The sequence below is a fragment of the Psychrobacter sp. 1U2 genome (assembly GCF_051847575.1).
In genome coordinates this window covers 1-538 of sequence record NZ_JBPYDC010001706.1, presented here as the reverse complement: position 1 = coordinate 538, position 538 = coordinate 1, and the positions used below count along the sequence as shown (strand labels likewise).

The 538-nt window shown below is 40.9% G+C and carries 1 protein-coding gene; it reads left to right on the top strand.

All coding sequences use genetic code 11. The features are described 5' to 3' along the window. Nucleotides 1-221 precede the first annotated feature (221 nt). Nucleotides 222-538, top strand: a 317-nt coding sequence (locus tag ACS8FD_RS23985; protein ID WP_439277688.1) for an aspartate/glutamate racemase family protein, incomplete at its 3' end; no start/stop codon positions are given.

The window sequence follows — 538 nt, the reverse complement described above, 5'->3', positions numbered from 1 at the left end:
CCTAGAAGCTGTTTTTTCGGTTTTTATAACATTCATAGGCGCAATTATAGTGTGCTGCTGTTAGCTCTACAACAAATATTATAATTTTTTGATTGTTTTGTTAACAAAAATAGTTAACAATGTTTGTTAACAACTATTATTATATACAAGCGGACAATAAAACACGAAAGCCAATAATGAAAAATGAAACCAATAGCAAAACTTACAGATAGGGAGTCGCTATGAAAATCTTAGTTATGAACCCAAACTCTACAACGTCTATGACAGACAAAATCGTAGAAAGCGCGCGTCAAAAAGTCAGCGTCGGCACGACCATTATTGGTGCTTCTGGTACAGATGCACCGGCTTCTATTCAAGGGCATCACGACGAAGCGATGTCTGTCCCTGGTTTAATCAGACGTTTGCAACAAGCAGAAGCAGAAGGCATCGATGGCGTAGTGGTTGCCTGTTTTGATGATCCAGGCATCGGCGCTTGCCGCGAAGTCTTTTCAGGACCAGTACTGGGAACTTTTGAAGCAGCGGTTAAGGCGGCAAGTAT